Genomic DNA, 24,215 nt, shown 5'->3' on the forward strand with positions numbered 1-24,215 from the left:
CCGACTTGAAATTCAAGCCGGTCTTTTTTAAAACAATATAATAATTTAGTTGATCTTTATCTGATAAGGCATTTCCATTTTTACTTCAGATCTTAGCTTCTCTTCTGTAATCTGTTGTAAAATTTCATAATTGGCTTTACCTATTTTGCTTTTGATAACTCTTGCAGAAATATCATCTTCATTCAGGTCTTTAAATATTTGTTCAAAAGGAGACATCTTCTTAGGATAAGAAGCTACATTATAAGATTTCAATCCGGCTTTTTGCGCTGCAAATTTCACGGCATCATTTAATGTTCCCAATTCATCCACCAAACCGATTTGTTTAGCTCTTAAACCACTCCATACTCTTCCGCCACCAATGTTATCGATCTGCTCAAATGTCTGTTTTCTGTTTTGGGTTACAAAGTGTACAAATCTTTTATATGTTCCTTCCACACTTTTTGTAATCATACTTACACCATATGGAGTTACACCGTTCAAACCTGAATAATATTGCGAATTGGCATTCGTAGCGACAATATCTGATCGGATTCCATTCTTATTGGCAATATCCTTAAAATAAGGAATTACTCCAAAAACTCCGATAGATCCCGTCAAGGTATTAGGTTCAGAATAAATTTTATCTGCAGCCATTGCAATATAATACCCTCCTGACGCGGCATAATCACCAAAAGAAACAATCAGTGGTTTTTTCTTTTTTAGCTGCTGAAGCTCAAACAAGATCTCATCGGATGCATTAGCACTTCCTCCGGGGGAATTGATCCTGAATACAACTGCTTTTACTTTATCATTTTCCTGAAGATCCTTAATATACTTAATGTATTTTTCAGAGTAAATTTCATTATAACCATCTCCATTGTTTATAGAACCGGAAGCATACAATACCGCTACTTTATCTCCTGATTTTTCATCATCAGAATAAGAGTTGATATACTTTCCTAATGAAATTTTGTTCAGCTTATCTTTTTCTTTTAAGCTTAGCTTAGATTTAATAAGCTCATCATATTCCGTTTTCTGAATAAGCTGATCTGCCAGTTTATACTTCAGACTTTGTTCAGGAATCATACCATACAAACTATCAACAATAGTCTTAAACTGTAATGAATCAATTTTTCTTGATGCTGCAATTTTCGAAGATGTATTTTTCCACAGATCGTTAAGAAGAGTACTTAATTGCTCTTTATTTTCTGGAGAAATATCATTTCGTAAAAACGGTTCTACTGCAGATTTAAATTTTCCATGACGGATCACTTCAATTCCGATTCCGTATTTATCCGCAAAATCTTTGAAAAAGGTAACTTCTGTAGCCAATCCTTTTAATTCGATCATACCGGAAGGATTCAGAAAATATTTATCCGCTACAGATCCCAGGTAATAAGATGACTGTGAAGCCGCATTTCCATAAGCATACACAAATTTTCCACTCTTCTTAAAATCCTGTATCGCGTTCCTTAAATCGTCGATTTGCGTAATTCCCGCATTTAGATCATCCGCCTCAATACTGATTCCTTTAATATTGTCATCCGTCTTAGCTTTTTCAATGGCTTCTAAAGCTTCATATATTAAAATGCTTTTATTCTGATTTCCTATATTAAATACACCCGTTTGTTCTTCAGTAGGGCTATCAATTATGATCGTCTTTAAATTGATCGTTAAAACTGAGTTCTTTTTTACCACTACCGATTTATCACTACTCATAGAACTAAATACCAGCATGACTATAAAAAAGAAGAAAAATACAGCACATAGTATGACAATTGCCACTATATTTGCTAAAACATTTTTAAAAAAACTTTTCATATATCAATCATTTTTTAATATGTCGCAACATAAGGTAGTTTTGTTACTAGGGAGTAACCTTGGGGATGGAAAAAAAAATATAGAACAGGCTATTGAAATGTTAAAAGCCGGTGGAATTGAAATGTTAAATATTAGCATTTTTTTAACATCTGACCCCGTAGAGTTTGTTAGTTCTAATATTTTTTGTAATATTGCAACAATAATACGCACACATCTTTCGCCTATTCAACTGCTTGATTTTGTTAAAAGTATTGAATTTGAAATGGGAAGAACTAGCGATTCAAAATCCTCTGGAGGTTATAAAGACCGCATTATTGATATTGATATTGTTAAGTATGATGAGTTAAAATTTATATCAGAAAGGTTGGAAATCCCTCATACCAAACATCTTTATGAAAGGGAATTTTCCAGAGTATTATTAAATGATGTTATCAAACAAAACATAAAACATATTGTATGAAATTAGGTTTATTATTATTGGCCGCGCTGCCTATTGCTACTTATGCTCAGGACAGTACTACAGTAAATTCGTCGGACAAGTACCCTAATACATTCTCCTCGGGTTCCGCTAATGTTCAGCCTTTTGATAATAAGGCAAGAAGATTTAACGATTGGTCTATATCAATCGGTGGAGGTGCTGCATTTATGCCACATGCCGATCTTACTTCATTTTATGATGGAAAGATCAATTGGGGATACAATGCATATATCAGTTTGGACAAACAGATCTCTCACGTTTTTGGGGTAAGCCTTATCTACCAGAGAGGAGAAACGAATCAAAAAGCTAAATTAGCCGGTGCTGCCGGTGTAGCTGCTGGAGTGGGTGTAGCCAACACAAGATACGATCAGATAGCTTTATTGGGGGATGTAAATTTCTCAAATCTATTAAGAAGAGTTGATAATCATTCTCCATACAGATGGGCTTTCCATGGATATGGGGGAATTGGTGTTATGGGATATAACACTTCCCTGCATGACAACAACGAATTCAGATGGAGTAATGCTCCAAGAAGAGTTCCTTTATTTATCAAACAGGATATAGACATCAACTCTATTTTCTACCAATTCGGGTTTGGAGTGAAATATAACGTTTCAAAACTTATCGATATTGAAGCCAGAACAATGTATATCATCAGTGGTGATGACGAGTTCGACGGTGGAGGTAATGCCGGACCTGCTGATTATGATCCTGCATCTAAAGTATCTAAGTACAACATGATCAACAAATCAAGATCTGATAATATGTGGACTGTAAACTTAGGGGTATCCTTTAAATTAGGAAAACATATGTCGCATCTGGCATGGCATGATCCTTTACAGGAAGCTTATTACAGAACAGAAGAGCTAGAAAAAGCGACAACTGATCTTGTAGTTTGTGAAAAAGGAGACAACGATAACGACGGAGTTTGTGACGATTGGGACAGAGAACTTAATACTCCTGCCGGTGCAAGAGTAGATGGTGCTGGTGTTGCATTAGACATGGACCTTGATGGCGTTATTGATTTGTATGATAAATGTGTTACAGTTCCGGGACCTGCTGAAAACAACGGTTGTCCGACAGGAAAGTAATCACAACGACTAAAGAAATCATTTAATTAACTAAATAAAAAAAATACACTATGAAATTAAGTTTAGCAATTGTAGCATTAGCATTAGCTGTTCCAACAGCTTCTTTTGCTCAAGACTCAACGGCAGTTTCAAAAGGAGAATATCCTAATACATTTTCTTCGGGTTCTGCCAATGTATCCCCTTTTACACAGAAGTCTAAAAGATTCAACGACTGGGCGATTTCATTTGGTGCCGGGGTACCATTAATGCAATCAGCGGATTTAACATCTATCAAAAATGGTAATGGTAAAAATCTTTTCGGATATTCTGCATATGTAAGTATCGATAAAGCTATTACTCATGCTTTTGGTATTAACTTACAATACGACAGAGGAGAGACCAGACAAGGATTCTTCAACACAAAAAATTCAGCTCCTACTGATTTAGCTGTAAGAGACAGAATTGGTGCAAGAACTCAATACGATGCGATCTCAATCTTGGGGGATGTTAACTTCTCTAATTTATTAAGAAGAGTTGATAATCACTCAACTTACAGATGGGCGCTTCACGGGTATGCAGGTATCGGTACTCTAGCATATAGAGCTTATTTAAAAGATCCTTCTGGGCAAAAGCTAATGACAGAAGTTAAACCTTTTAAATTCAACTCTCTGTTTGGACAAGCCGGAGCAGGTCTTAAATTCAAAGTAAACAGAAGCTTAGACATCGAAGGTAGGGTAATGTATGTAGTTACAGGTGATGATTCTTTCGACGGTGGAGGTGCACCATACAGTGCAATCAACCAAAGAGAAGAAGGAACATCTGATAATTTCTTCAATGCTACTTTAGGGGTTTCTTTAAAATTAGGAAAACACGAGTCTCATTTAATGTGGCATGACCCATTACAGGAAATCTATTATAAATTAGATGTTTTGGCTAACAAAAACCAGGATATCGAAGTTTGTAAAAAAGGAGATGCTGATAATGACGGAGTTTGTGACGATTGGGACAGACAGCTTGATACTCCTGCCGGAGCAAGAGTGGACGGTGCAGGTGTTGCCCTTGACACAGACCTTGATGGGGTAATCGATCTTTACGATAAGTGTGTTACTGTTCCTGGACCTGTTGAAAACAACGGTTGTCCTACAGCAACTACAGGACCTGTAAAAGAAGAAGAAAGAACTCTTGAAGGAATTGAATTCGATTTAAATTCTGACAGAATCTTACCTTCAAATACACCAATCCTTAACAATGCAGTTACTTATATCAATCAATCAACTGGTTCTTATAACGTAATTGGAGCAACAGATACAAGAGGAACTGATGCTTACAACAAAAAATTATCTGAAAGAAGAGCAAATAACGTTAAGAATTACTTAATCAAAAATGGTGTTCAGACAGGTAAGTTAAATGCTATCGGTAAAGGTGAAAAAGACCTTAAATATCCTGAATGTGAACCAGCTACTAAATGCCCTGAATGGAAAAACAGAGCAAACAGAAGAGTTTACTTCGAGGCTAAATAATAAACTATTTATTCATTATACAAAAGTCACGCATTGCGTGACTTTTTTTGTTGTGATACTTTCCTTATTTTTATGCCATGATTTCTTCAAGCGATTTTGACCAGTTAAAATATAAGACCCTTAAATATTTCTGGGGATACGATAGTTTCAGAGATTCTCAGGAAGAAATTATTAATTCTATTATTAACGAAAAAGATACACTGGTTTTACTTCCTACAGGAGCGGGAAAATCACTATGCTATCAGCTTCCGGCTTTGTTCCGGGAAGGTGTATGCCTCGTAATCTCTCCTTTGCTTGCCCTGATGAAGGATCAGGTAAATCAGCTTAAATTCAGAGGAATTGAAGCGGAATATCTGTCTTCGGAACTTGATGACTATGATGCAGAAGTTATTTTTAACCGATGCAAAGACGGATTAACCAAGCTGCTTTACGTTTCACCGGAAAGATTAACGAACAGACAGTTTATCCAGAATATGGAAGAAATACAGCTTTCGTTTATTGCTGTAGATGAAGCACACTGTATTTCGGAATGGGGACAGGATTTCCGTCCAAGCTATCAGAATATAAAGGAATTCAGAAAAAATAATCCCGACATCCCATGCCTTGCTTTAACTGCTACTGCTACCCCAAAAGTTTTAGAAGAAATAAAGATAAAGCTGGGATTGATCAATCCTGTAGTTTTTCAAAAAAGTTTTAAAAGAGAAAATATACGGATCTTTACTGAAGAAGTGTCCGATAAATACCAGCGGATTTATGATATTTTAAAGTACAATAATGACTCAGGAATTATATATGTCCGTACCCGAAAAGAAGCTGAACTGCTTACGGAATTTCTGCACAGGAATCAGCTGAAAAATGTAGATTACTTTCACGCAGGATTATCCACAAAAGAAAAAAATGCTAAACAACATTTATGGAACACCCGTAATGATTATGTTCTGATCTCAACTAATGCCTTTGGTATGGGAATCGATAAGGATAATGTCCGGTTTGTAATTCATTACTCCCCTTCTCCATCGCTTGAAAATTACTATCAGGAAATAGGACGGGCAGGAAGAGACGGGCAGGATAGTTTTGCATATTTATTATGGAACCAACAGGAAATTGTAAATTTTGAACAGATATTAAAAAATCAGATTCCTAACAAAGCAGAGTTTCTGAAGATCATCAGTTACCTTTACTCAGTTTTTCAGGTTGCCGAATATGAACTTCCTGAAAAAGTATTTCAATTGAACATGAATGGTATTCAGAATTTTACAAAATTATCTGTTGCCAAGATTAAAAACGTTCTGAACTTTCTTCATAACCAGGAAATCATCTATCACAACGACAACAAAAGTTTATCTTCACTTGAGTTGCTGATACAGGCGGATGAAATAGATCAGCTTCCTAAAAAAGATGCTTACTTTATCGAGCTTATGCTACGCACTGTATCAGGAATAACAACTCATAAAGTAATGTTCAGTGAACAAAATGTAAGCAACAAAATTGGAATTGCAATTCCTTTAATAAAGGAACGTCTTAAAGAACTTCAGCAAAAAAATTATCTCGAATATGTAGACGGAGCCCTATCCAGTATTAAGTTTTTAAAACCCCGGGATGAAAGAACCATCAATGGCGCCTACTGGAAGCTTTTTGAACATATTCAAAGAAATAAAATCCAAAAATGGGAGGAGATGAAGTTTTATGTAGAAAACAAAGATTATTGCAAAATGAAGCTTATCTTGTCCTATTTTGGAGAGAAAAATTCAAAAACCTGTGGGCAATGTTCTATTTGCGAAAAGAATAAACAAACCATCTTTGGAAAGAATATATCGACTCAGCTGATAACATTATTGGCTAAGAGACCCGCTACTATTGAAGAGCTTTCCATCCAGCTGAGTTATCATTCCAAAGAGAACATCTTAGAAAACCTAATTTTTCTATTGGACTCCGGAAAAGTAAAAATGTTGAATTTCAGGACGTATGCTTTGGCTTAGTTGAAAAATGTATTTATGTAGTTATGTATTTATGTATTAATGATAAAAATTAATATTTCTAATGAGTTTTCAATTAGCAACCTCTAACCTCTAACCTCTAACTTCTAAATTCCCACCATTCAACTTCAACTAAAAACTTATCTTTGCAGTATGAAATCATTAAAAGTCGTTTTTCTAGGTACTCCCGAATTTGCTAAAACTGCTTTAGAAGCTATTCACCAGTCTCATCATGAAGTAGTTGGTGTTGTAACAGTTGCCGATAAAGCGAGCGGACGGGGCCAGAAAATCCATCAGTCTCCTGTAAAAATATATGCTGAAGAACATAACCTTGCTGTTTTCCAGCCGGAAAAATTAAGAAATCCTGAATTCTTACAACAAATCAAAGATCTGAATGCTGATGTATTTGTGGTTGTTGCTTTTAGAATGATGCCCAAAGTTCTTTTTGAAATGCCAAGAATAGGGACATTCAATCTTCACGCTTCCCTCCTTCCCGATTACAGAGGTGCAGCCCCTATTAATTATGCTGTAATTAATGGTGAACAAAAGACAGGGGTAACTACTTTCTTTATCAACGAAAAAATAGACGAAGGAAATATCCTTCTTCAGGAAGAATTACAGTTGCTGCCGGATGAGAACGCGGGAAGTCTTCACGACAGATTAATGCAAATAGGATCAAAGCTTGTTGTACGTACTTTGGATGGCCTTGCTGAAAACTCTATTAAGGAAATACCTCAACCACAGGTTGAGCATCCTAAAAATGCCTTTAAAATTTTTAAAGAAGATACTAAAATCAACTGGAATGCTCCGTCTAAAGTCATCCATCAGTTTATTCTGGGAATGTCCCCGTATCCTGCTGCTTTTACGACCCTGAAGATTGGAGAAGAAGATAAAGGATTAAAGATTTTTGGAGGAAAATTTGAGGTTTCCCATCATAATGAAACTCCCGGAACACTGGAGATATCCAAAAATACTTTTAAAATTTATACCCAGGACGGAATCTATGAGCCATTAGAACTCCAACTGGAAGGTAAAAAAAGAATGAATATCAAAGATTTCCTGAATGGTTTCAGAAATTTTGACGAAATAAAAATGGCTTGATTACTCAAGCCATTTTTTATATTGAAATGTCGTAGATATTTCTATAATTTCACCATCTCAGTAACTTCCACATCATATCCTCCTACCTGAGGTTTTACATCAGGATTCTGGGTAAGTACTTTGAATTTATTAATTCCCAGGTTTTTCAGAATCTGTGTTCCGATACCGTAGTCCCTGTAATTATAGGCTAATGTCGGATGTTGCTGCTGACCATCCTGATAATCTAGGAACTGCTGTAATTTTTTCAATGTGTTTTCAGAATTGGAAACATTATTAATGAAAATAATAACTCCTTTCCCTTCTTCATTGATCATTTTGGTTACTTTCTCCAATAACGGAGTTTCCCCATTATTCAGTCTTGTTAAAACATCAAAATAAGAATCAGAAGACTGTACTCTTACCAATACCGGTTCATCTATAGTCCATGCACCTTTGGTCAGTACAAAATGAATCTGCTCATTAGAGGTTTCCCTGAATGCATAAAAATCGAATTCCCCATAATGGGTTTTCACTTTTCTTTCTTCTATTCTGTCAACTAAATTTCCTTTTTTAAGCTGATAGTGAATAAGATCCTCAATTGATACAATCTTCATATCATGCTTCTGAGCAAATGCGTACAAGTCGGGAAGACGGGACATCGTGCCATCTTCATTCATAATTTCACAGATTACTCCACCTTCTTTTAAACCTGCCAAATGTGTAAGGTCAATAGCCGCTTCAGTATGTCCGGCTCTTTTTAGTACTCCCCCTTTCTTTGCACGAAGCGGAAAGATATGTCCCGGTCTCATAAAGTCAGTAGGTTTGGATTTTTCGTCCATTAAAGCAAGAATGGTTTTAGCTCTGTCACCTGCTGAAATTCCGGTTGACGTTCCATTTCCCAAAAGGTCCACGGAAACTGTAAAAGCTGTTTCTTTAGGATCACTGCTTCTACTCACCATGATGTCAAGACCTAGTTCATCACATCTTTTTTCAGGAAGAGGCATACAGATAAGTCCTCTCCCGTGCACTGCCATAAAGTTGATCAGTTCAGGAGTTGTAAGTTCTGCAGCACAAAGAAAATCTCCTTCATTTTCTCTGTTCTCATCATCCACTACTATGATTATTTTACCATTTTTAAGGTCTTCAATAGCCTCAGGAATAGTATTTAATTTAATATCAGACATTTTTACTTTAAATTTTTGCAAAGATACTCATAAAAAAAGGCATCGCCAATTAATATAAATGGTTTGTTATTTTATGATTAAAGAGTCCATAGCTTTTCTGAAAATCCCGTACGAATCAAGTCTTTTCTGATGATCATAAATATGAGAATTGATGATAAGCTCGTCTACATTGAATTTTTCCTGGAAGTCTTTTAATTTTTTTTCAATTTCAGATTGATCCCCGATAAAACTGTATCTCAATTTCTGTAGCACAGCCGATTTTTCCATAGGCGACCATATATCATCCATATCCGCCACTGGAGGAGCAAATGGCTTTCTATCATTTCTGATAATATTAAGAAATGCCTGAAATAATGTGGTAGAAAGCTGATGAGCCTCTTCTGAAGTTTCTGCGGCAGTTCCATTCACACAGGCCATAATATAAGGCTTGTCAAGCTGTTTGGATGGCTCAAAATGTTCTCTGTAAATACTGAAAGCCATTTCCATCTGTTCAGGGGCAAAATGTCCCGCAAAAGCATATGGAAGGCCCAATTCTGCTGCAAGCCATGCACTGTCAGTACTCGAACCCAGGATATACAATGGAATATCCAGTCCCTCACCAGGAATCGCACGAACTAAAGAGTTGGAATTTTCTTTGGAAAAATATCTTTGCAGTTCCAGAATCTGTCTGGGAAATTGTTCGTTGATAATTGCAGGATTCCTTCCCAGTGCCTGGGCGGTAATGCCATCCGTTCCGGGAGCCCTTCCAAGCCCAAGATCAATCCTGCCTGGGAATAAAGACTCAAGTGTCCCGAATTGTTCGGCGATGACCAGTGAACTGTGATTGGGAAGCATAACCCCTCCCGACCCTACTCTTATTTTTTGGGTTCCATTTGCAATAAAACCAATAAGAACAGAGGTAGCCGAACTGGCTATGCTTGCCATATTATGGTGTTCTGCCAGCCAAAATCTTTTATAATTGATATTTTCAGCATAATTTGCCAGGGACAGACTGTCCTGAAAGGTATCGTGGATGCTTTTTCCCTGCTTTACCGGAGCAAGATCCAAAACAGATATTTCAAAATTTTTCATAGATGATCATTATTTTCTAAAGAAGATCTGAAACCTCCTTTGCCAATTTCGTAATTATAAATTGAGATTTAAAAACATACAAATTTACCACATAAAAACTGCATTAGTTACTTTTTGTAATTGATAAGTCTGATGACCTATTTCAGGCAAAAACTATTAAAAATCCTTATCCGGACTTCTTATGTATTTCTAAAAATGAGATCGAAAAATACTTTTCCAAATCCTCTTTTTAAAAGTCTGTAGTATCAAAAAAATCAACAATCAGTAAAATTTATATTGCATCCATACAAATAAATCATATATAAGAGAAATAAAATATTAAATTTGTATATGATCCTATCATATTGGATTATAGTTTAATACCACAAAAAATATTATTATGAAAAAACGATTTGAAAAAACATTCTTAAGCAGAATGTTAACCAAAAGAAATCTATCGATCAGCCTGATTGTTGCCTTGATTCTTACATCATGCAGTAAAAACAATGAAGAAATGATGACGGAAGCACAAACTGATGCTTTCAATTCAGCTAATATTAAACAGGGCAAATTAGGAGGACAGGTTATTACCTACGAGAGAAAGAATGGAATGAATTTTTTCCAGGGAGACATCGTGTTATCCGATAAACAATTAGCGGAAGATAATTCTGCAAATAAAGGTGGAGCAACTTTGTCAAGGTGGCCGAATGGCAAAATTTACTATACCGTAGCCAGCAATATGGGGTCTATTAATGCAAATAAGATTACTTCAGCAGTCAATGAGTATAATACAAAAACCAATACCCAATGGATTCCCCGTACCAATCAATCCAATTATGTAGAATTTATTTTCGGAAGCTCTTCCGGATATGACGGGTGGGCCCATATCGGATACCAGGGAGGTAAACAAAACATCTAATTGGATCAGAATATTTCTACGGCATCAGTGATCCATGAAATGGGACATACTGTAGGGCTTTATCATGAGCACTGCCGTAAAGACCGGGATCAATATGTAAGCATCCAATGGGATAATATCCAAAGCGGGCAAGCTTATAATTTCAATATTTATAATTCGGGAACAGATATCGGGCCTTTCAATATTAATTCAGTGATGATGTACTGGCCAACCTCGTATTCTAAAAATGGATTACCTACCATTAAAAAAGCGGATAATACCAATTTCACCTACAACAGGACAGGCTTTACGACAGGAGACATCAATACGATCAATGCAATGTACCCTTAATTTTCAATATGCTATAGACAGGAAAAGAATTCTTAGGAATTCTTTTCCTTTTTGTAATTATAGTGGTTGATCAGAATTCTTATCTCATTAAATTCAAAATCATTCGGCAAAGCATTCTTCCATTCCGTCAATGTCTCGTGCGGTTTCTGGTAAAATTCTTTCTCAAAAGCTTTAATCTTATCTGAAGTAATGACTCTGGAGATATCCAGTAAACCTTGTTCTGCAAATTTCGCCAGGTGCCCGATAACGGTTTCTTTTACAAGCCCTCTTTCCAGTGAGATTTCACCAATTGTTTTTCCTTGCTCAAATAGTTGAAAGGTAAGCACCTGAGATGGAACTTTGGCAATTTTCAGGCTGACCTCCTGGTTGTTTTTCTCATCCAGAAGTTTAGTATCCAGCAAATGAATATCTTTCAGGCTATTCAGGTATTCTTCAATATCTTCCAGCCAGTCTTTAAATTCTTCATTATATTGCTTAAGCCCTTTTGCTCCTTTTATTTCAGCATAAAAATCTTTCAAAGGATTAAAAACCTTGTCGCGTATCTCGGCAAAAAAGAAATTAACAGCCCCTTTTGCCTTATTTTCAATTTCAGACCATTCCTCTTTCTTATCAAGAAGAAGCTCTATTTTTTGAGTTAATACCCTTTCCAGTTTTCCAAAAATCTTTCCAAGCTGAACGATTTCATGCTTTAGCTGAAGATAGAGCTGGTTGGTTTTTACATGATCAATATTTTTTGTAGCGACAGACAGCTTATTCCATTCTTCAACTTCTTTCAGAAACCATAAACTATCAATTGTACGAAGCACTTTTTTAATACTGTAATCGTATTTTTCTCTGTTTAAAATATCTTCTACATGATCATTAGCAAAAGTGTCGCCCTGGAATTGAAGTATCCTAGTATCTTTAAATATGACTTCAGGAGTAATTTTTGATTTTAAAACAATCCCCTCCAATGTCCTGCATCGTGATAAGGCAACATACACCTGCCCTGCCGTAAAACTTTTTCCGGCATCAATAATTACCTTATCAAAGGTTAATCCCTGGCTTTTGTGGATGGTAACTGCCCATGCCAGTTTTATAGGAAATTGCTCAAAGCTTCCTAAAACCTCTTCTTTAATATTTTTATCAGTATCCAGGAAATATTTTTTCTGTTCCCATACTTCTCTTTTGACAACGATTTCTCTTTCACTTCCTTCTAAAGCTACACGAATCTCATTTTCATCCAGTCCCACAATTTCCCCGAGCTTTCCATTAAAATATTTCTTTTCGGGAGAAATATCATTTCTGATAAACATAATCTGAGCTCCTATCTTCAGCTCCAGAAACTGATCATTCGGAAACTGATTTTCTTTAAATTCCCCAAAGAGTTTCGCTTCATAAGTGCTGGGATCAACTTTTATTTCTGCGAGTTTTTTCTGATTGATCTCATCTGCCATTTTATTGTGAGAACACAGATAGACATAAGAATCCTGTCCCGTTTCGAAATCGGGGTCATACCTCTCATTAAGATGCTCAAAATCAATATTGGCGATATCGCCATCCCGGATAGCATTCAGGATTTCCAGAAATTCCTGATCGGACTGACGGTAGACTTTTGTCAATTCAATAGTAATCAAAGGAATTTCCTTGATTGCAAGGCTATCGAAAAAGAAAGGAGACTGATAATACATCTTCAGGATATGTTCATCTCTTACCACCGGCGGCAGCTGATACAAGTCTCCAATGAACAGCATCTGAACCCCTCCGAATCTTTGATTATTTCTTCTGACAAATCTTAAGGAAAAGTCCATCATGTCCAGGACATCAGCTCTGAGCATCGAGACCTCATCGATGATGATAATTTCTATTTCCCTTAAAAGCTTGAGTTTATCCTTACGGTACTTAAAATGAGGCATCAGATCAGCAATATTATTTGCTAAACTTCCATCGATTCTTTCTGTGGTAGGTAAAAATGTTCGTAATGGCAGCCCAAACATGGAATGAATGGTAACTCCACCTGCATTAATGGCAGCAATCCCTGTAGGTGCTATCACAATGTGCTTCTTCTTGGTCCTTTTTACAAAATCATTCAGAAAAGTTGTTTTACCTGTTCCTGCTTTTCCGGTGAGGAAAACACTTCTGTTGGTGTGCTCTATTATGTCAAAAAAATGATTGTTCATCGTCTTCAAAATTACGGAAAATGAATTTGAAATCGCTCTTGTGGCATAACTTTTGAGTTCGTTTTTTAAAGATAAAAACTAATATGGGAAAAGTACCCGCTAAGATTTCTGTGATATCACTATGTATAGCAATGGCTTTGGCTTCTTGTGGCACAAAAAATATAACAGATAATTTACCTAAAGATATTTCAGAAAGACCCGCTGATGAAAACAGCAAGAAATATGATGAAGTTCAATTGGAAAAAGCAAAAGCAGTAGTAGAATCAGAAATTGCCAAGGAAAAATGCAGTAATCCTGATGACTGGAAAATAGCACCGATGGGAGCAAAAGCTTGTGGTGGTCCTAAATTTTACATTGCTTATCCTAAAGTTTCAGAGGAGCAGATTTTACCTTTAATAGAAGGCTACAATAAAAAAGAAGCAGAGTTTAATACCAAATACGGGATTACTTCGGATTGTTCTGTAATTGCGGAACCCAAGGGCATAAAATGCAAGAATGGAAAAGCCGAGCTCATATTTGAAGGACAATAAAACAATATTTTTATATACATTAACAGGAGTTTTTACTAAGGATAAAAAAATGCTCTGTCATCTGACAGAGCATTTTTTTATATCATATTTTTAATCTTATTCCTTATACCATGAGGAATACTTCACATAATTATCGGCAATCCTGTTAACCTCTCCTTCAAGCAACTGGGAGGAAATATCTTTTATTTTCCTGGCCGGTACACCACCCCATACTTCTCCGGATTTAATATGCGTTCCCTGAGTAACAACCGATCCTGCACCAATTATTGAATTTTCTTCCACAAGGCAGTCATCCATCACAATTGCTCCCATTCCGATCAGAACGTTATCCTGAACCGTACATCCGTGCACAATGGCGTTATGCCCTATAGAAACGTTATTTCCTATAACCAATGGATATTTTTCATATGTACAGTGTAGCATGACGTTATCCTGGACATTTACCTTATCCCCCATTTTTATGTAGTTAACATCTCCCCGTATTACTGCATTATACCATACACTGCATTCTTTTCCCATAGTAACATCTCCAATGATAGTTGCCGTTTCTGCCAGAAAAGTATTTTCCCCTATTTGTGGTGCTTTGCCCAAAAGTTCTTTTATAAGTGTCATATTGTTAATTTGATATTTTGAAAATGAGTAACTTCTGAAATCAGGTGAAGCAATCACTATTTTTAAATTACAGTGATAGCAAAAATCTAACTTCTTCCTTCTCCCTCCTAATTTCTAATTGCGTATTTTTGTATCTCAAATTTAACGAAAAAATGCGTAAGATACTTATAGAGCCAACAGAAAACCCAAAAGTGATGAAATTTGTTGCTGATTACAATTTGATTCCCGGGTCTCTTGAATTGGACAGAAGTTCAGATATTTCAGAAATTCCTATTGCTCAGGAACTTTTCAACTACCCTTTTGTAGAGAGAATTTTCATTACGGCTAATTTTGTGGCTGTTGCAAAACAAGATACTGTAGAGTGGGAGCATGTTGCTGAAAGTCTTAAAAATGTAATTGAAGATGAATTGCTTGCTAACCCAAGGGTTTACCTTCAGAAGAAAAAGGAAATGTATCAGATCTATGCAGAGATGACTCCTAATCCTAATGTGATGAAATTTGTTTCCAGCAAATTATTACTGGATGGTTTTGTAGAGGTTAAATCAAGAACTGAAGCTGATGGAGTTCCTTTAGCTCAGGCTATCTTTAAGGAATTTGATTTTGCCAAAGAAGTATTTATCTCTGATAATTTCGTTGCAGTAACAAGAAACGATTCTGTAGAATGGCATCAGGTTATGATGGCTGTACGCGGGCTTATTGCTGAATATCTTCAGAACGGGGGTGAGATTTCAAACCTTGAACCTCAGAAGCACGAGAATCCGGTAGAAAAAATCATCAACAGGGATTATACGGATGATGAACAGAAAATCTCTGATATATTAAATGAATACGTTGCACCGGCAGTGGAAAATGATGGCGGGAAAATTTCATTAATGGAATATGACGAAGCCAACAAAACAGCGAAAATGCTGTTACAGGGTGCATGTTCAGGATGTCCAAGTTCTACTGCTACCCTAAAAAACGGAATCGAAAATATTTTAAAACAATTCGTTCCTGATTTGGTAGAAAGAGTGGAAGCTGTAAATGGATAATTGATGTCTGGAGGAAAGAAAATCGTAGTAATCATTGGTAGTGCCACAAAGAACTCCAGTAATTGGAAACTTATACAGCACGCCATTAAAACGAGCAGCATTGATTTCGAGATTTACGACGATCTTTCCATTTTTCCTCATTTTGACACGCAACAAACGGATCATAATACACCTGTAGAAATTTTAAAGATCAGAGAAGATATTAAAGGTTCTGCAGGTGTATTATTTTCTACACCGGAATATATTTTCAGTATTCCAAGCAGATTAAAAAACCTTCTGGAATGGTGTGTATCCACTACGATCTTTTCTGAAAAACCTGTGGCTGTTATTACAGCTTCGGCTCAGGGAGAAAAAGCACATGAAGAACTTTTACTGATTTTAAGAACACTCGGTGCTGCAACGGAGAGTGATCATCAACTCCTTATAAAAGGGATCAAAGGTAAATTTGATGAAAATGGTAACATTGAAAATAATACCTTTGCGATGATATCAAAATTGATGATCAGTTTCGAAAACTCTATTTTTCATAATTAAAATAAAAAAATTGGCTAAAAAAGGAATTTTACTTGTAAATCTTGGTTCTCCCAAATCTACAGCTGTAAACGATGTAAAGGAATATCTTGATGAGTTTTTAATGGACGAAAGGGTTATAGATTATCGCTGGATTTTCAGAGCTCTCCTTGTGCGTGGTATTATACTCAATACAAGACCGGCCAAATCTGCTGAAGCTTACAAAACCGTATGGACAGATGAAGGTTCACCATTGATAGTGATCACTGAGAAGATTCAGAAGAAGTTACAGAAGTTGGTTGACGTTCCTGTGGAAATCGGAATGCGATATGCACAGCCGAGTATCGAAGCCGGGATTCAAAAACTGGTTGATCAGGGCGTTTCCGAAATTGTTCTTTTCCCATTATATCCCCAATATGCTATGAGTACGACGGAAACGGTGATTGAAAAGGCAGAAGAAGTAAGAAAGAAAACTTTCCCGACTGTAAAAATCAATTATATCCAGCCTTTTTACGATAGAGATATTTATATCAACTGCCTAGCAGAAAGTATCAAGGAAAAACTTCCTGAAAATTTCGATGCCTTGCAGTTTTCATATCATGGAGTTCCGGAAAGACATATCTATAAAACAGACCCTTCCCACACGTGTAAGATCGATGATTCCAACTGCATTAACAGTACAATAGAAGGCCATAATGCCCGTTGCTACAGACATCAGTGCTATAAGACCACTGAAACTGTTATTGCAAAAATGGGATTACCCAAAGAAAAAACTATTGTTTCATTTCAGTCCAGACTGGGAAAGGATAAGTGGATAGAACCTTATACCGATGAAACGTTAGAAACAATCCCTAAAAAAGGAGTCAAAAATCTGGCTATTGTTTGCCCGGCATTCGTTTCAGATTGTCTTGAAACCCTGGAAGAAATTTCAGTAGAAGGCAAAGAACAGTTTTTACATGGCGGTGGAGAAAACTTCCATTATATACCGTGTTTAAATGATGAAGATCGCTGGATTGATGTTGTAAAAACGCTATGTGAAGAAAAACTGAATGAGTTCTATTTCGTATAAAATTCAGATCAATATAATAAAAGAAAGGACATAAGAAATTCTTATGTCCTTTCTGTAATTAAATATATTAAGATTATTTTTTGATTAAATTCCCAGCTTTCTGGCCATTAACCACTACAACATATACTCCAGGAAGCATTGTAGATGGAATCTGTAAACCAAGTTTATTAACCCCGTCTGTAAGCTCTACTTTTTCAGAAATTTCTTTCTTACCTGTTAAGCTTACTACCTCAACAACTCCTTTTCCTGCTTTACCTTCAAATATTACTGTAAATTTATCAGTCGCCGGATTTGGACTAATGGTGTATAGCGAAGTATTTGGCTCAGCAACAGCACGTCCTGCAGAGGAAGTACCACCTCCAACTCCTACGGCATTCCAGGCATTGGTTACCTGAGTAACTTCATTACTACCTGTACCATAAAGATCTGCTGCAGCTTGTAATGAAGAAGTTCTTGCATTGGCATAAGTAGATGAAGAAGTAAGATAAGAAGTCAATGTTCTGTAAGCAATAGCTCCCGCTTTATCCAATCCTATTCCTGAAACATTGTATGCAAAACCGTTATCATTAGTTCCTGAACCACCGGTTACTAACAAGTAATACCAAAAGTTAAGAACTCCTGAATTGGTATGTACTCCACAATAGTCGTTATATCCAGGTAAATTAGGATTTCCCTGAGGAGTACAAGAGCTGCTCGCATCTTTCCAATACGTTCCTTTATACGTATCAGGCTGACGGTAAGCATTAGGATTAGACATATCTCTGATAACATAATTAAAATCTTCTCCTAATTTCCAGCTTGCCTGTGAAGGTCTCGCCCATAATTCTATTGAGTTTCCAAATACATCTGAGAAACCTTCATTTAATGCACCTGACTCCCTTTGATAGGCAAGGTTTGCAGTTTTAGAAGTCATTCCGTGGGTAATTTCGTGCCCACAAACATCCAGAGCTGTTAATGGCAATCCGCCAGTGGTATTAGAGGCGCCATCACCATATGTCATTCTGGATCCGTCCCAAAATGCATTTGTATAATTGGTAGAATAGTGAACATAAGATTTTATAGCAAAATTATTGTTGTCAATACTTTTTCTGTTAAATTTTGTGTATAAGTAATCTAATGTTGCTTCTGCTCCCCAGTGGGCATCAGTAGCATACTGATCTTTGTTCGCATTTACATTATTCCAATTGTTATCAGCATCCGTAAAATCTACAGCTGATGAGTAATTGGTTCCCTTCTTTAAATTATATGTTTCTACAGCAGTCCCTGCTCCACTCCCTGCATTTCTTCCGGTTTCCCTCAATCTGTAACTTCCATTATACGAATCTGCAACAATACTTCGGTTTCCGCTATACCCTGTAGTAGCAGTTCCCGGAGCATTCACATCATGAATTATCGCATCAGTTCCCAGGATCTTCCCGTTCTTAGCGTCTACAAAAACATACTGTCTGCTAAGAGGCTTTTCCGCATAAATATCAAACTTATAGGCTAATTTCAAATCACGAAGCTTTTCATCAGTAGGATCAGAGTAATAAACCAACTCTGCTTTCGGGGCAAAACTAGCGTTAGGATCATTGGATTCTTTTTTAATAAAATCTTCTTCCTCTTTATTCTGCCATTTGTATGAATCTGCTCCCACAAATGACAATGCATTTTGCAATGCTATATCTTCGGAAATATTTGTGCTTTTTTCAAGTTTCTCAGGAACTTTAAGAATCCATTTTCCTGATTCACCCACAATTTTTCCGCCTTTGGTCTGAACAGCTATTGTTCCATATTCAACGGGGATGCTGTTGACAGTTTGTTGAAATCTATGTGTTTCAAATCCCAACCTGTCCTTTTCTGTGCTGAGTTTTTTTGCTTCAGCAGGGATATACCTTTGAGAAGTTTCATCAAACAAAACCGGACTTCCCTGAAAAGAAGGTCCATTTTTATCAAATCTCATAAGCTCTGCGTGTAATCCGTTTTTACCAGAAATCAATTTTGACGGTTTGTCTTGCCCAAATACAAAAGAGCAAGCGGCAATACTTGCCACTAAGATAAATTTTGTTTTCATAAAGTATCTGTTAATTGTCTAGCGAATTTATGGACTTTTCACAATAAAAAATCAAAACCAATAAAAAATATTCAACCGATATAAGAAATCGATCAATAAAATATAATTCCCATTTCAAACAAAAGAAAACTAATTAACTATTATTTTAAAACACAACTCACTTTTAATGAATAAATTAAGTTAAAAATCATAATTAAGTGAAATATTTTTTCAATATGCAATGCATATTAATTTATTTAACAAAATCATCCTAGAATTTCATAAAAGTCCCTCTCCTTATGGTGTTATAAAAAAAAGAGCCATCCTGAAGCAGGTAGCTCTTTTTTTTATCCGTTGAGAGGATTGTATATTTTGACTCATTTTAGTGTAAGCCTATTTTCCGATTGGAGTTCTGAATTCTCCATATCCCATCAGACCATCATAATTTCTCCCAAAAGGAGCATAATATAAAAATGCCTGATATAGATTCTCTGTTTGCCAGAAGTTTCCGTTGATTTCACCAAAATTCAAGGTTCCATTACTCTCTTTTGTTGCTAGAATGTAGTTGTAGAAGCCCTGCTTAAGAAAGATCTTCGCCACATATTTCTTAGTTGCAGCATCGTATTGCATTTGATTCAGCTTGCTGGGCATAAAATTATTGAAACCTCCCAATACATAAATTTCCTTGTCTACAGGATCTGAGTCCAAAGAGAAATATACCCATGAATAATCCGCTTCCCTTTCTGCATTTCTCTCAAGTCCCAGGTCATTTCTTCTGAAGTAATAAGCTCCGTTTACATCAGGCTGGTATTGGTAATTCAAAGGAAAAGCCCATACGGGATGCAGGTATGTTTGATTCACTCCGTCTTTTACTTCCGTAGCTCGAACCATGTCAGCAGCCATATTCATGTTTTTATTATCAAAATAATAAAACTCATTATTTCCGGGGAACGTGAGGCTCATCTGTTGGAAAAGTAATTTATTCCCAAGAGTGGAACTGGGCTTCAGATTGTTAACAGCCACATTGGGATTGTTATTCTGCATGACATTCAATGTCATTGAATTTACATTTGACGACAGATCATTTCCTTTTGCTAATGCCTGCACCTCTACCCTTTGATTGATGTTCGGGTTTTTATCGGTGATCCTCGATACATTTAAGGCCAGTGAAACATTGTCTTCAACCAAATAAAATCTTCTTTTAAAAAGAGGTTTATCCGCAGAATCTTTGTACACAATCAGTTCAAAATTTCCGGAGATTTTCGGTTGTATTTTATCATTAGGAAACACGAGTTTATAATGAGTATAAGCCTGAAGCGTATTGAATGAATATTCAAATTTATCCAATAAGCCATTAAGACTTCCATTAGCAATTTCCGTAAAGAAAAGATTATCATCATTCCAGTTGCGGTCATAGTGTTTTATGGTATACCTGTAGATCTCACTGGCATTTGTAAGATCATCAAAACTAAGAACCAATGTCTGATTAAAATTGATCACAGGAGTTTCATCATTGGTTTGAGGATTAAAAAGCTGAATGCTCTGGATGTTCTGTCCGAACACCCATCCCCCTAAAGAAAGTAAAAGTAGTCGCAATGTTTTCATTATGACGAAGATAACGAAAAATCACCACTTTCTTAGGAATATCGTATTTTTGGATAAAAAAACAATCAGAACATGCTGAAGATCCAAGCCTTTGTATTCAACTTTGCAAGCGAAAACACCTACATCCTATATAATGAACATAAAAATGCCTGGTTAATTGATCCGGGAAACATGAATGAGCAGGAAACCAACCTTATCAGTAATTTCATTAAGGATAACGACCTAAAAATTCAAAAAATACTTCTCACCCATACCCACATTGACCATGTTTTTGGTTTGCAGTGGGCATATGATACGTTTAATCTTCCCGTACATATGCATCAGCAGGATCAGGAAATTCTGGATATGCTTCAGATGAGCGGAATGAGGTTTGGAATTAATATTGACCCTGTAAAAGTAGAGGTTCAATATATCAATGATGGCGACGAACTGGACTTTGATGGTGAAAAATTCAAAATCTATCATGTTCCCGGGCATTCTCCCGGAAGTATTATTTTCCACAACGAAAAACAGAAATTCATGATTTCCGGAGATGTTTTGTTTGAAGGAAGTATTGGAAGAACAGATCTGTACAAAGGAAATTACGAACAGCTGATCAACGGAATTAAAACCAAACTTTTTATATTGGATGATGAGACCCAGGTTTTTTCAGGTCACGGAAATCCAACGACCATTGGTTTTGAAAAACAATATAATCCCTTTTTGAAATAAGATTAACAATACCTTATTTTTCATAGATTTTAGTCATAACACTCAATAAAAAAACCGTCAGACTGGTCTGACGGTTTTTACATATATGAGAAATAGATCTAGAAATCAAATGTTACGGATGCTCTCACTGCAGCACCCATGATCGGTCTTGCCATTCTTATATCCCCGGTTCCTGTAAGCGGAGATCTTGGATCTCCTTCAGTAATACCTATGGTATTGAAAATATTGGTTCCGTCAACAGCAAAACGGATATTACCTAACTGATAGGAAGTTCCTGCCCCTACCTCACTGAATGAAGGCAAAATATTTTTATCACTGTTCGCCTCATCCTGGAAACGCTTTCCATAATAATTATAGCTCACATATGCTCTCCACTGCTTCGTAATATTAACGGCAGGGGAAATATTAAAATAGAATTTGGGAATCCTTCTTACCTGGTTACCATCGTAATCAAATGTTGATCCGTCGGCATTTCTTCCTGTGAAATCTTTGTATTTCGGATTTTGGAAAGTTCCATTGAATGATAATTCCAAAAAGTTATTGAATAATCTGGCAAATCCTTCAAGCTCTACTCCAATGTTTGTTGTATTTGCAAATTTATTTTCTGAAGTTCCGTCAGAATATACGTCCGTAAAAGAAAGGTTTTTCAGAGTTGAATAAAACGGGATAACTCCAATGTCGAATGTACGGGTGTAATACTTATATCCAATTTCCAATTGATTGGTTTGTACCGGTTTGATCTGGCTCAGGTCTGCCATATTGTTATAATATGATTCTTCATTAGGAGATCTGAACCCATTTGAGAAGCGGGCATAAACCGCATTTTCTTTATTGATCTTATAGTTAGAAGCTACTGTAAAAGATACTCTGTTAACATCATAATTCCAGTATTTGTATTTATTTCCCAGTACAGACATATTGTCGTCGGCTGTCGTAGTAGCAAAACTAAGGGTTCCATCTGTCGTTAATCCAGAATTATTCAGATTTGCTGTTGTTGTATTTACTCCATATCCTTTATAATAATCACGGCTGTAACGAATTCCTCCGTTAAAGCTTAAATTATCTGTAATATTATAATCCAGATTTAAGTAAACATCATTCAAACTTCCCTGGATTTGAGAATCCCTCACAAGAAAAGACATATCTGTAACCCCGTTATAAGTTTTAGAATATCCTACATCAGTAGGGCTCAATGAGGTATCTACCAGATTAAGAAGCTGAGGCCTGTCTGTGGCTGTGGTCAAAATATTGCTCCAGTTCCAGTATTGATGAGACTTCCAGTTTGATTTATAAAATCCGGCCGTTACATTTCCTTTATCAAATTTATAATTGAACTGTAAATCATTGACAAAATTATTCATCTGCTTATCAATCGCCCAGAATCCTAGCTTCTGCACATACTGCGGATTTACAAGAGCCCCGTTGCTTACCAGAGAATATTGATAATTATTTCCCGCAATTCCGTTGCTGTTGGCAAAAGCGCCTGCCTGTTGAGGTGCTCCCGCAGGAAATATACCGGTATAATTCATATTGATATTCGTATATCGTGTCTTGTTCAAAACGGTAAAATTGTTTCCAAGATCATATTTGAATTCAGCTCCTACGACATCTACTTTCGGATGAATTCCGTCTTCCAGATTTCTTCTGAAGAAACCTCCTCCGGGCTGTGGAATATTCAGCTGGCTGATGGATCGGTAACTGTATGTCCCGTAATTAGCATCGAAGCCAGGAAATTCTTTCAGGTCATTTCCATTCTGTACTAAAGGAATCGGTAAGAAAAAGGTATTTCTGTCATCAAGTTTCTTATAATACACTTTTGCGTATCCTTTATCAAATACATATTTTAAGTTCATCCTGATCTGTCCCCCGTCATTGGCCTTAAACCCTGTTTTCCTGATTCCGCTGTCCGTTCTGTAAAACCCTCCGATATTAAAGAACAATTTATCCTGTACCAAAGCGCCACCTACGTTTACATCAGTACGCATTAATCCATAAGTACTTGTTTCTAGTTTAGCACTTCCCCGGAAATCATTGGTTCCTTCTCTTGTAATAAAGTTGATTAGCCCTCCGGGAGAGTTGTTAGCATAAATTGATCCCGAACCTCCTCTTAATGCTTCCAGTCGGTTTACAGAATTGTCAACCCGGAAGAAGTTGTCGGCATTGGCAAACTGCAAAGCTCCATCTTCAAAAACCGGTAATCCATCTTCCTGTACCTGAACAAATTCGTATGCTCCGGCAGAAGGAATTCCTCTTGCGAAAAGGTTATTTCCCACTTCCCCACCAGAAGTTTCAACAGCAAAACCCGGAACACGCTGCAACAATGCCGCTGCACTGATAGGATTTTGTTTTTGAATTTCTTTTGCACTGAATGTAGAAATTGCCGTACTTGATTCTATTTTCTTTTTCGGATTTGCATTACCCGTGATAACTATCTGATCAATAGATCCTGTTCTGGTGGAATCCTTAACCGTTTCCTGTGCATACGCATTATTAAAATATAGCGTAGCGACTCCTGCGAGTAAAAAGATTGATTTTTTTTTCATGCCCAT

Annotated in this window: 18 protein-coding genes and 1 pseudogene; 11 read left to right on the forward strand and 8 right to left on the reverse strand. The window is 36.4% G+C overall.

What is annotated here, in order from left to right; all coding sequences use genetic code 11:
* Positions 1-45: 45 nt before the first annotated feature.
* On the reverse strand, positions 46-1,800 hold the full coding sequence (gene sppA, locus G9C87_RS09050; protein WP_172280287.1) for a signal peptide peptidase SppA: 1,755 nt from the start codon (positions 1,798-1,800) through the stop codon (positions 46-48).
* On the opposite strand from sppA, the gene folK reads away from it, so the two are divergent.
* The 5 genes from folK to fmt all read left to right on the forward strand — a co-directional run bounded on the left by folK (position 1,715) and on the right by fmt (position 7,945).
* Positions 1,715-2,260 (forward strand): 2-amino-4-hydroxy-6-hydroxymethyldihydropteridine diphosphokinase, encoded by a 546-nt coding sequence (gene folK / locus G9C87_RS09055; RefSeq protein ID WP_306614077.1) that lies wholly within the window; start codon positions 1,715-1,717, stop codon positions 2,258-2,260. The genes sppA and folK overlap by 86 nt on opposite strands.
* Complete coding sequence (locus G9C87_RS09060) at positions 2,257-3,369, forward strand: OmpA family protein (protein WP_172280290.1); 1,113 nt, start codon at positions 2,257-2,259, stop codon at positions 3,367-3,369. Before folK ends, G9C87_RS09060 begins: the two co-directional genes overlap by 4 nt.
* Before the next feature lie 50 nt (positions 3,370-3,419).
* On the forward strand, positions 3,420-4,868 hold the full coding sequence (locus G9C87_RS09065; protein ID WP_172280292.1) for an OmpA family protein: 1,449 nt from the start codon (positions 3,420-3,422) through the stop codon (positions 4,866-4,868).
* A gap of 77 nt (positions 4,869-4,945) precedes the next feature.
* Complete coding sequence (locus G9C87_RS09070) at positions 4,946-6,847, forward strand: ATP-dependent DNA helicase RecQ (protein ID WP_172280294.1); 1,902 nt, start codon at positions 4,946-4,948, stop codon at positions 6,845-6,847.
* A gap of 150 nt (positions 6,848-6,997) precedes the next feature.
* Positions 6,998-7,945 (forward strand): methionyl-tRNA formyltransferase, encoded by a 948-nt coding sequence (gene fmt, locus G9C87_RS09075; RefSeq protein WP_172280296.1) that lies wholly within the window; start codon positions 6,998-7,000, stop codon positions 7,943-7,945.
* 41 nt (positions 7,946-7,986) lie between these two features.
* On the opposite strand, the gene ribB is transcribed toward fmt, so the two are convergent.
* Positions 7,987-9,108: a 3,4-dihydroxy-2-butanone-4-phosphate synthase gene (gene ribB / locus G9C87_RS09080; RefSeq protein WP_172280297.1), complete on the reverse strand. Its 1,122-nt coding sequence runs from the start codon at positions 9,106-9,108 to the stop codon at positions 7,987-7,989.
* A 66-nt stretch (positions 9,109-9,174) separates the two neighbouring features.
* Positions 9,175-10,179: an LLM class flavin-dependent oxidoreductase gene (locus tag G9C87_RS09085; RefSeq protein ID WP_172280299.1), complete on the reverse strand. Its 1,005-nt coding sequence runs from the start codon at positions 10,177-10,179 to the stop codon at positions 9,175-9,177.
* Positions 10,180-10,768: 589 nt separating this feature from the next.
* On the opposite strand from G9C87_RS09085, the pseudogene G9C87_RS20795 reads away from it, so the two are divergent.
* Positions 10,769-11,407 (forward strand): annotated as a pseudogene (locus tag G9C87_RS20795) (M12 family metallopeptidase).
* 32 nt (positions 11,408-11,439) lie between these two features.
* Here the strand turns inward: G9C87_RS20795 and G9C87_RS09100 are convergent.
* Complete coding sequence (locus G9C87_RS09100) at positions 11,440-13,566, reverse strand: helix-turn-helix domain-containing protein (RefSeq protein WP_172280305.1); 2,127 nt, start codon at positions 13,564-13,566, stop codon at positions 11,440-11,442.
* A gap of 83 nt (positions 13,567-13,649) precedes the next feature.
* Here G9C87_RS09100 and G9C87_RS09105 point away from each other — a divergent pair, with 83 nt between their 5' ends.
* Positions 13,650-14,096 carry a hypothetical protein gene (locus tag G9C87_RS09105; protein WP_172280307.1) on the forward strand — a complete coding sequence of 149 codons (447 nt, stop codon included), beginning with the start codon at positions 13,650-13,652 and terminating at the stop codon, positions 14,094-14,096.
* 96 nt (positions 14,097-14,192) lie between these two features.
* On the opposite strand, the gene G9C87_RS09110 is transcribed toward G9C87_RS09105, so the two are convergent.
* A complete protein-coding gene (locus tag G9C87_RS09110) occupies positions 14,193-14,708 on the reverse strand; it encodes a gamma carbonic anhydrase family protein (protein WP_172280309.1) in 516 nt (171 codons plus the stop codon).
* 152 nt (positions 14,709-14,860) lie between these two features.
* Here G9C87_RS09110 and G9C87_RS09115 point away from each other — a divergent pair, with 152 nt between their 5' ends.
* Genes G9C87_RS09115 through hemH form a run of 3 tightly spaced genes read left to right on the forward strand, consistent with a single transcriptional unit; the run spans position 14,861 to position 17,318 of the window.
* On the forward strand, positions 14,861-15,739 hold the full coding sequence (locus G9C87_RS09115; protein ID WP_172280310.1) for a NifU family protein: 879 nt from the start codon (positions 14,861-14,863) through the stop codon (positions 15,737-15,739).
* A 3-nt stretch (positions 15,740-15,742) separates the two neighbouring features.
* Positions 15,743-16,273 carry an NADPH-dependent FMN reductase gene (locus G9C87_RS09120; protein WP_172280312.1) on the forward strand — a complete coding sequence of 177 codons (531 nt, stop codon included), beginning with the start codon at positions 15,743-15,745 and terminating at the stop codon, positions 16,271-16,273.
* A 10-nt stretch (positions 16,274-16,283) separates the two neighbouring features.
* The gene (hemH, locus tag G9C87_RS09125; protein ID WP_172280313.1) at positions 16,284-17,318 is read left to right on the forward strand and encodes a ferrochelatase; all 1,035 of its coding nucleotides are present in this window, start codon (positions 16,284-16,286) and stop codon (positions 17,316-17,318) included.
* A gap of 73 nt (positions 17,319-17,391) precedes the next feature.
* Here the strand turns inward: hemH and G9C87_RS09130 are convergent, their stop codons facing one another.
* Both G9C87_RS09130 and G9C87_RS09135 read right to left on the reverse strand, forming a co-directional pair.
* Positions 17,392-19,371 (reverse strand): M4 family metallopeptidase, encoded by a 1,980-nt coding sequence (locus G9C87_RS09130; RefSeq protein WP_172280315.1) that lies wholly within the window; start codon positions 19,369-19,371, stop codon positions 17,392-17,394.
* Positions 19,372-19,743: 372 nt separating this feature from the next.
* Positions 19,744-20,955 (reverse strand): type IX secretion system plug protein domain-containing protein, encoded by a 1,212-nt coding sequence (locus tag G9C87_RS09135; RefSeq protein WP_172280317.1) that lies wholly within the window; start codon positions 20,953-20,955, stop codon positions 19,744-19,746.
* Between the two features lie 72 nt (positions 20,956-21,027).
* On the opposite strand from G9C87_RS09135, the gene G9C87_RS09140 reads away from it, so the two are divergent.
* Positions 21,028-21,666 carry an MBL fold metallo-hydrolase gene (locus tag G9C87_RS09140; protein WP_172280319.1) on the forward strand — a complete coding sequence of 213 codons (639 nt, stop codon included), beginning with the start codon at positions 21,028-21,030 and terminating at the stop codon, positions 21,664-21,666.
* Between the two features lie 98 nt (positions 21,667-21,764).
* Here G9C87_RS09140 and G9C87_RS09145 read toward each other — a convergent pair whose 3' ends face one another.
* On the reverse strand, positions 21,765-24,209 hold the full coding sequence (locus G9C87_RS09145) for a TonB-dependent receptor (protein ID WP_172280321.1): 2,445 nt from the start codon (positions 24,207-24,209) through the stop codon (positions 21,765-21,767).
* Positions 24,210-24,215: the final 6 nt, after the last annotated feature.

Origin of the sequence: Chryseobacterium sp. LAM-KRS1 (assembly GCF_013184525.1) — a bacterium.
Classification (GTDB): Bacteria; Bacteroidota; Bacteroidia; order Flavobacteriales; family Weeksellaceae; genus Chryseobacterium; species Chryseobacterium proteolyticum.

Coding starts and splice junctions, on each gene's coding strand:
- G9C87_RS09060 (WP_172280290.1), top strand. CDS start 2,257: ATGAAATTAGGTTTATTATTATTGGCCGCGCTGCCTATTGCTACTTAT.
- G9C87_RS09140 (WP_172280319.1), top strand. CDS start 21,028: ATGCTGAAGATCCAAGCCTTTGTATTCAACTTTGCAAGCGAAAACACC.
- G9C87_RS09065 (WP_172280292.1), top strand. CDS start 3,420: ATGAAATTAAGTTTAGCAATTGTAGCATTAGCATTAGCTGTTCCAACA.
- G9C87_RS09120 (WP_172280312.1), top strand. CDS start 15,743: ATGTCTGGAGGAAAGAAAATCGTAGTAATCATTGGTAGTGCCACAAAG.
- G9C87_RS09070 (WP_172280294.1), top strand. CDS start 4,946: ATGATTTCTTCAAGCGATTTTGACCAGTTAAAATATAAGACCCTTAAA.
- G9C87_RS09135 (WP_172280317.1), bottom strand. CDS start 20,955: ATGAAAACATTGCGACTACTTTTACTTTCTTTAGGGGGATGGGTGTTC.
- G9C87_RS09115 (WP_172280310.1), top strand. CDS start 14,861: ATGCGTAAGATACTTATAGAGCCAACAGAAAACCCAAAAGTGATGAAA.
- G9C87_RS09085 (WP_172280299.1), bottom strand. CDS start 10,179: ATGAAAAATTTTGAAATATCTGTTTTGGATCTTGCTCCGGTAAAGCAG.
- G9C87_RS09130 (WP_172280315.1), bottom strand. CDS start 19,371: ATGAAAACAAAATTTATCTTAGTGGCAAGTATTGCCGCTTGCTCTTTT.
- ribB (WP_172280297.1), bottom strand. CDS start 9,108: ATGTCTGATATTAAATTAAATACTATTCCTGAGGCTATTGAAGACCTT.
- G9C87_RS09105 (WP_172280307.1), top strand. CDS start 13,650: ATGGGAAAAGTACCCGCTAAGATTTCTGTGATATCACTATGTATAGCA.
- sppA (WP_172280287.1), bottom strand. CDS start 1,800: ATGAAAAGTTTTTTTAAAAATGTTTTAGCAAATATAGTGGCAATTGTC.
- folK (WP_306614077.1), top strand. CDS start 1,715: ATGACTATAAAAAAGAAGAAAAATACAGCACATAGTATGACAATTGCC.
- G9C87_RS09100 (WP_172280305.1), bottom strand. CDS start 13,566: ATGAACAATCATTTTTTTGACATAATAGAGCACACCAACAGAAGTGTT.
- G9C87_RS09110 (WP_172280309.1), bottom strand. CDS start 14,708: ATGACACTTATAAAAGAACTTTTGGGCAAAGCACCACAAATAGGGGAA.
- fmt (WP_172280296.1), top strand. CDS start 6,998: ATGAAATCATTAAAAGTCGTTTTTCTAGGTACTCCCGAATTTGCTAAA.
- G9C87_RS09145 (WP_172280321.1), bottom strand. CDS start 24,209: ATGAAAAAAAAATCAATCTTTTTACTCGCAGGAGTCGCTACGCTATAT.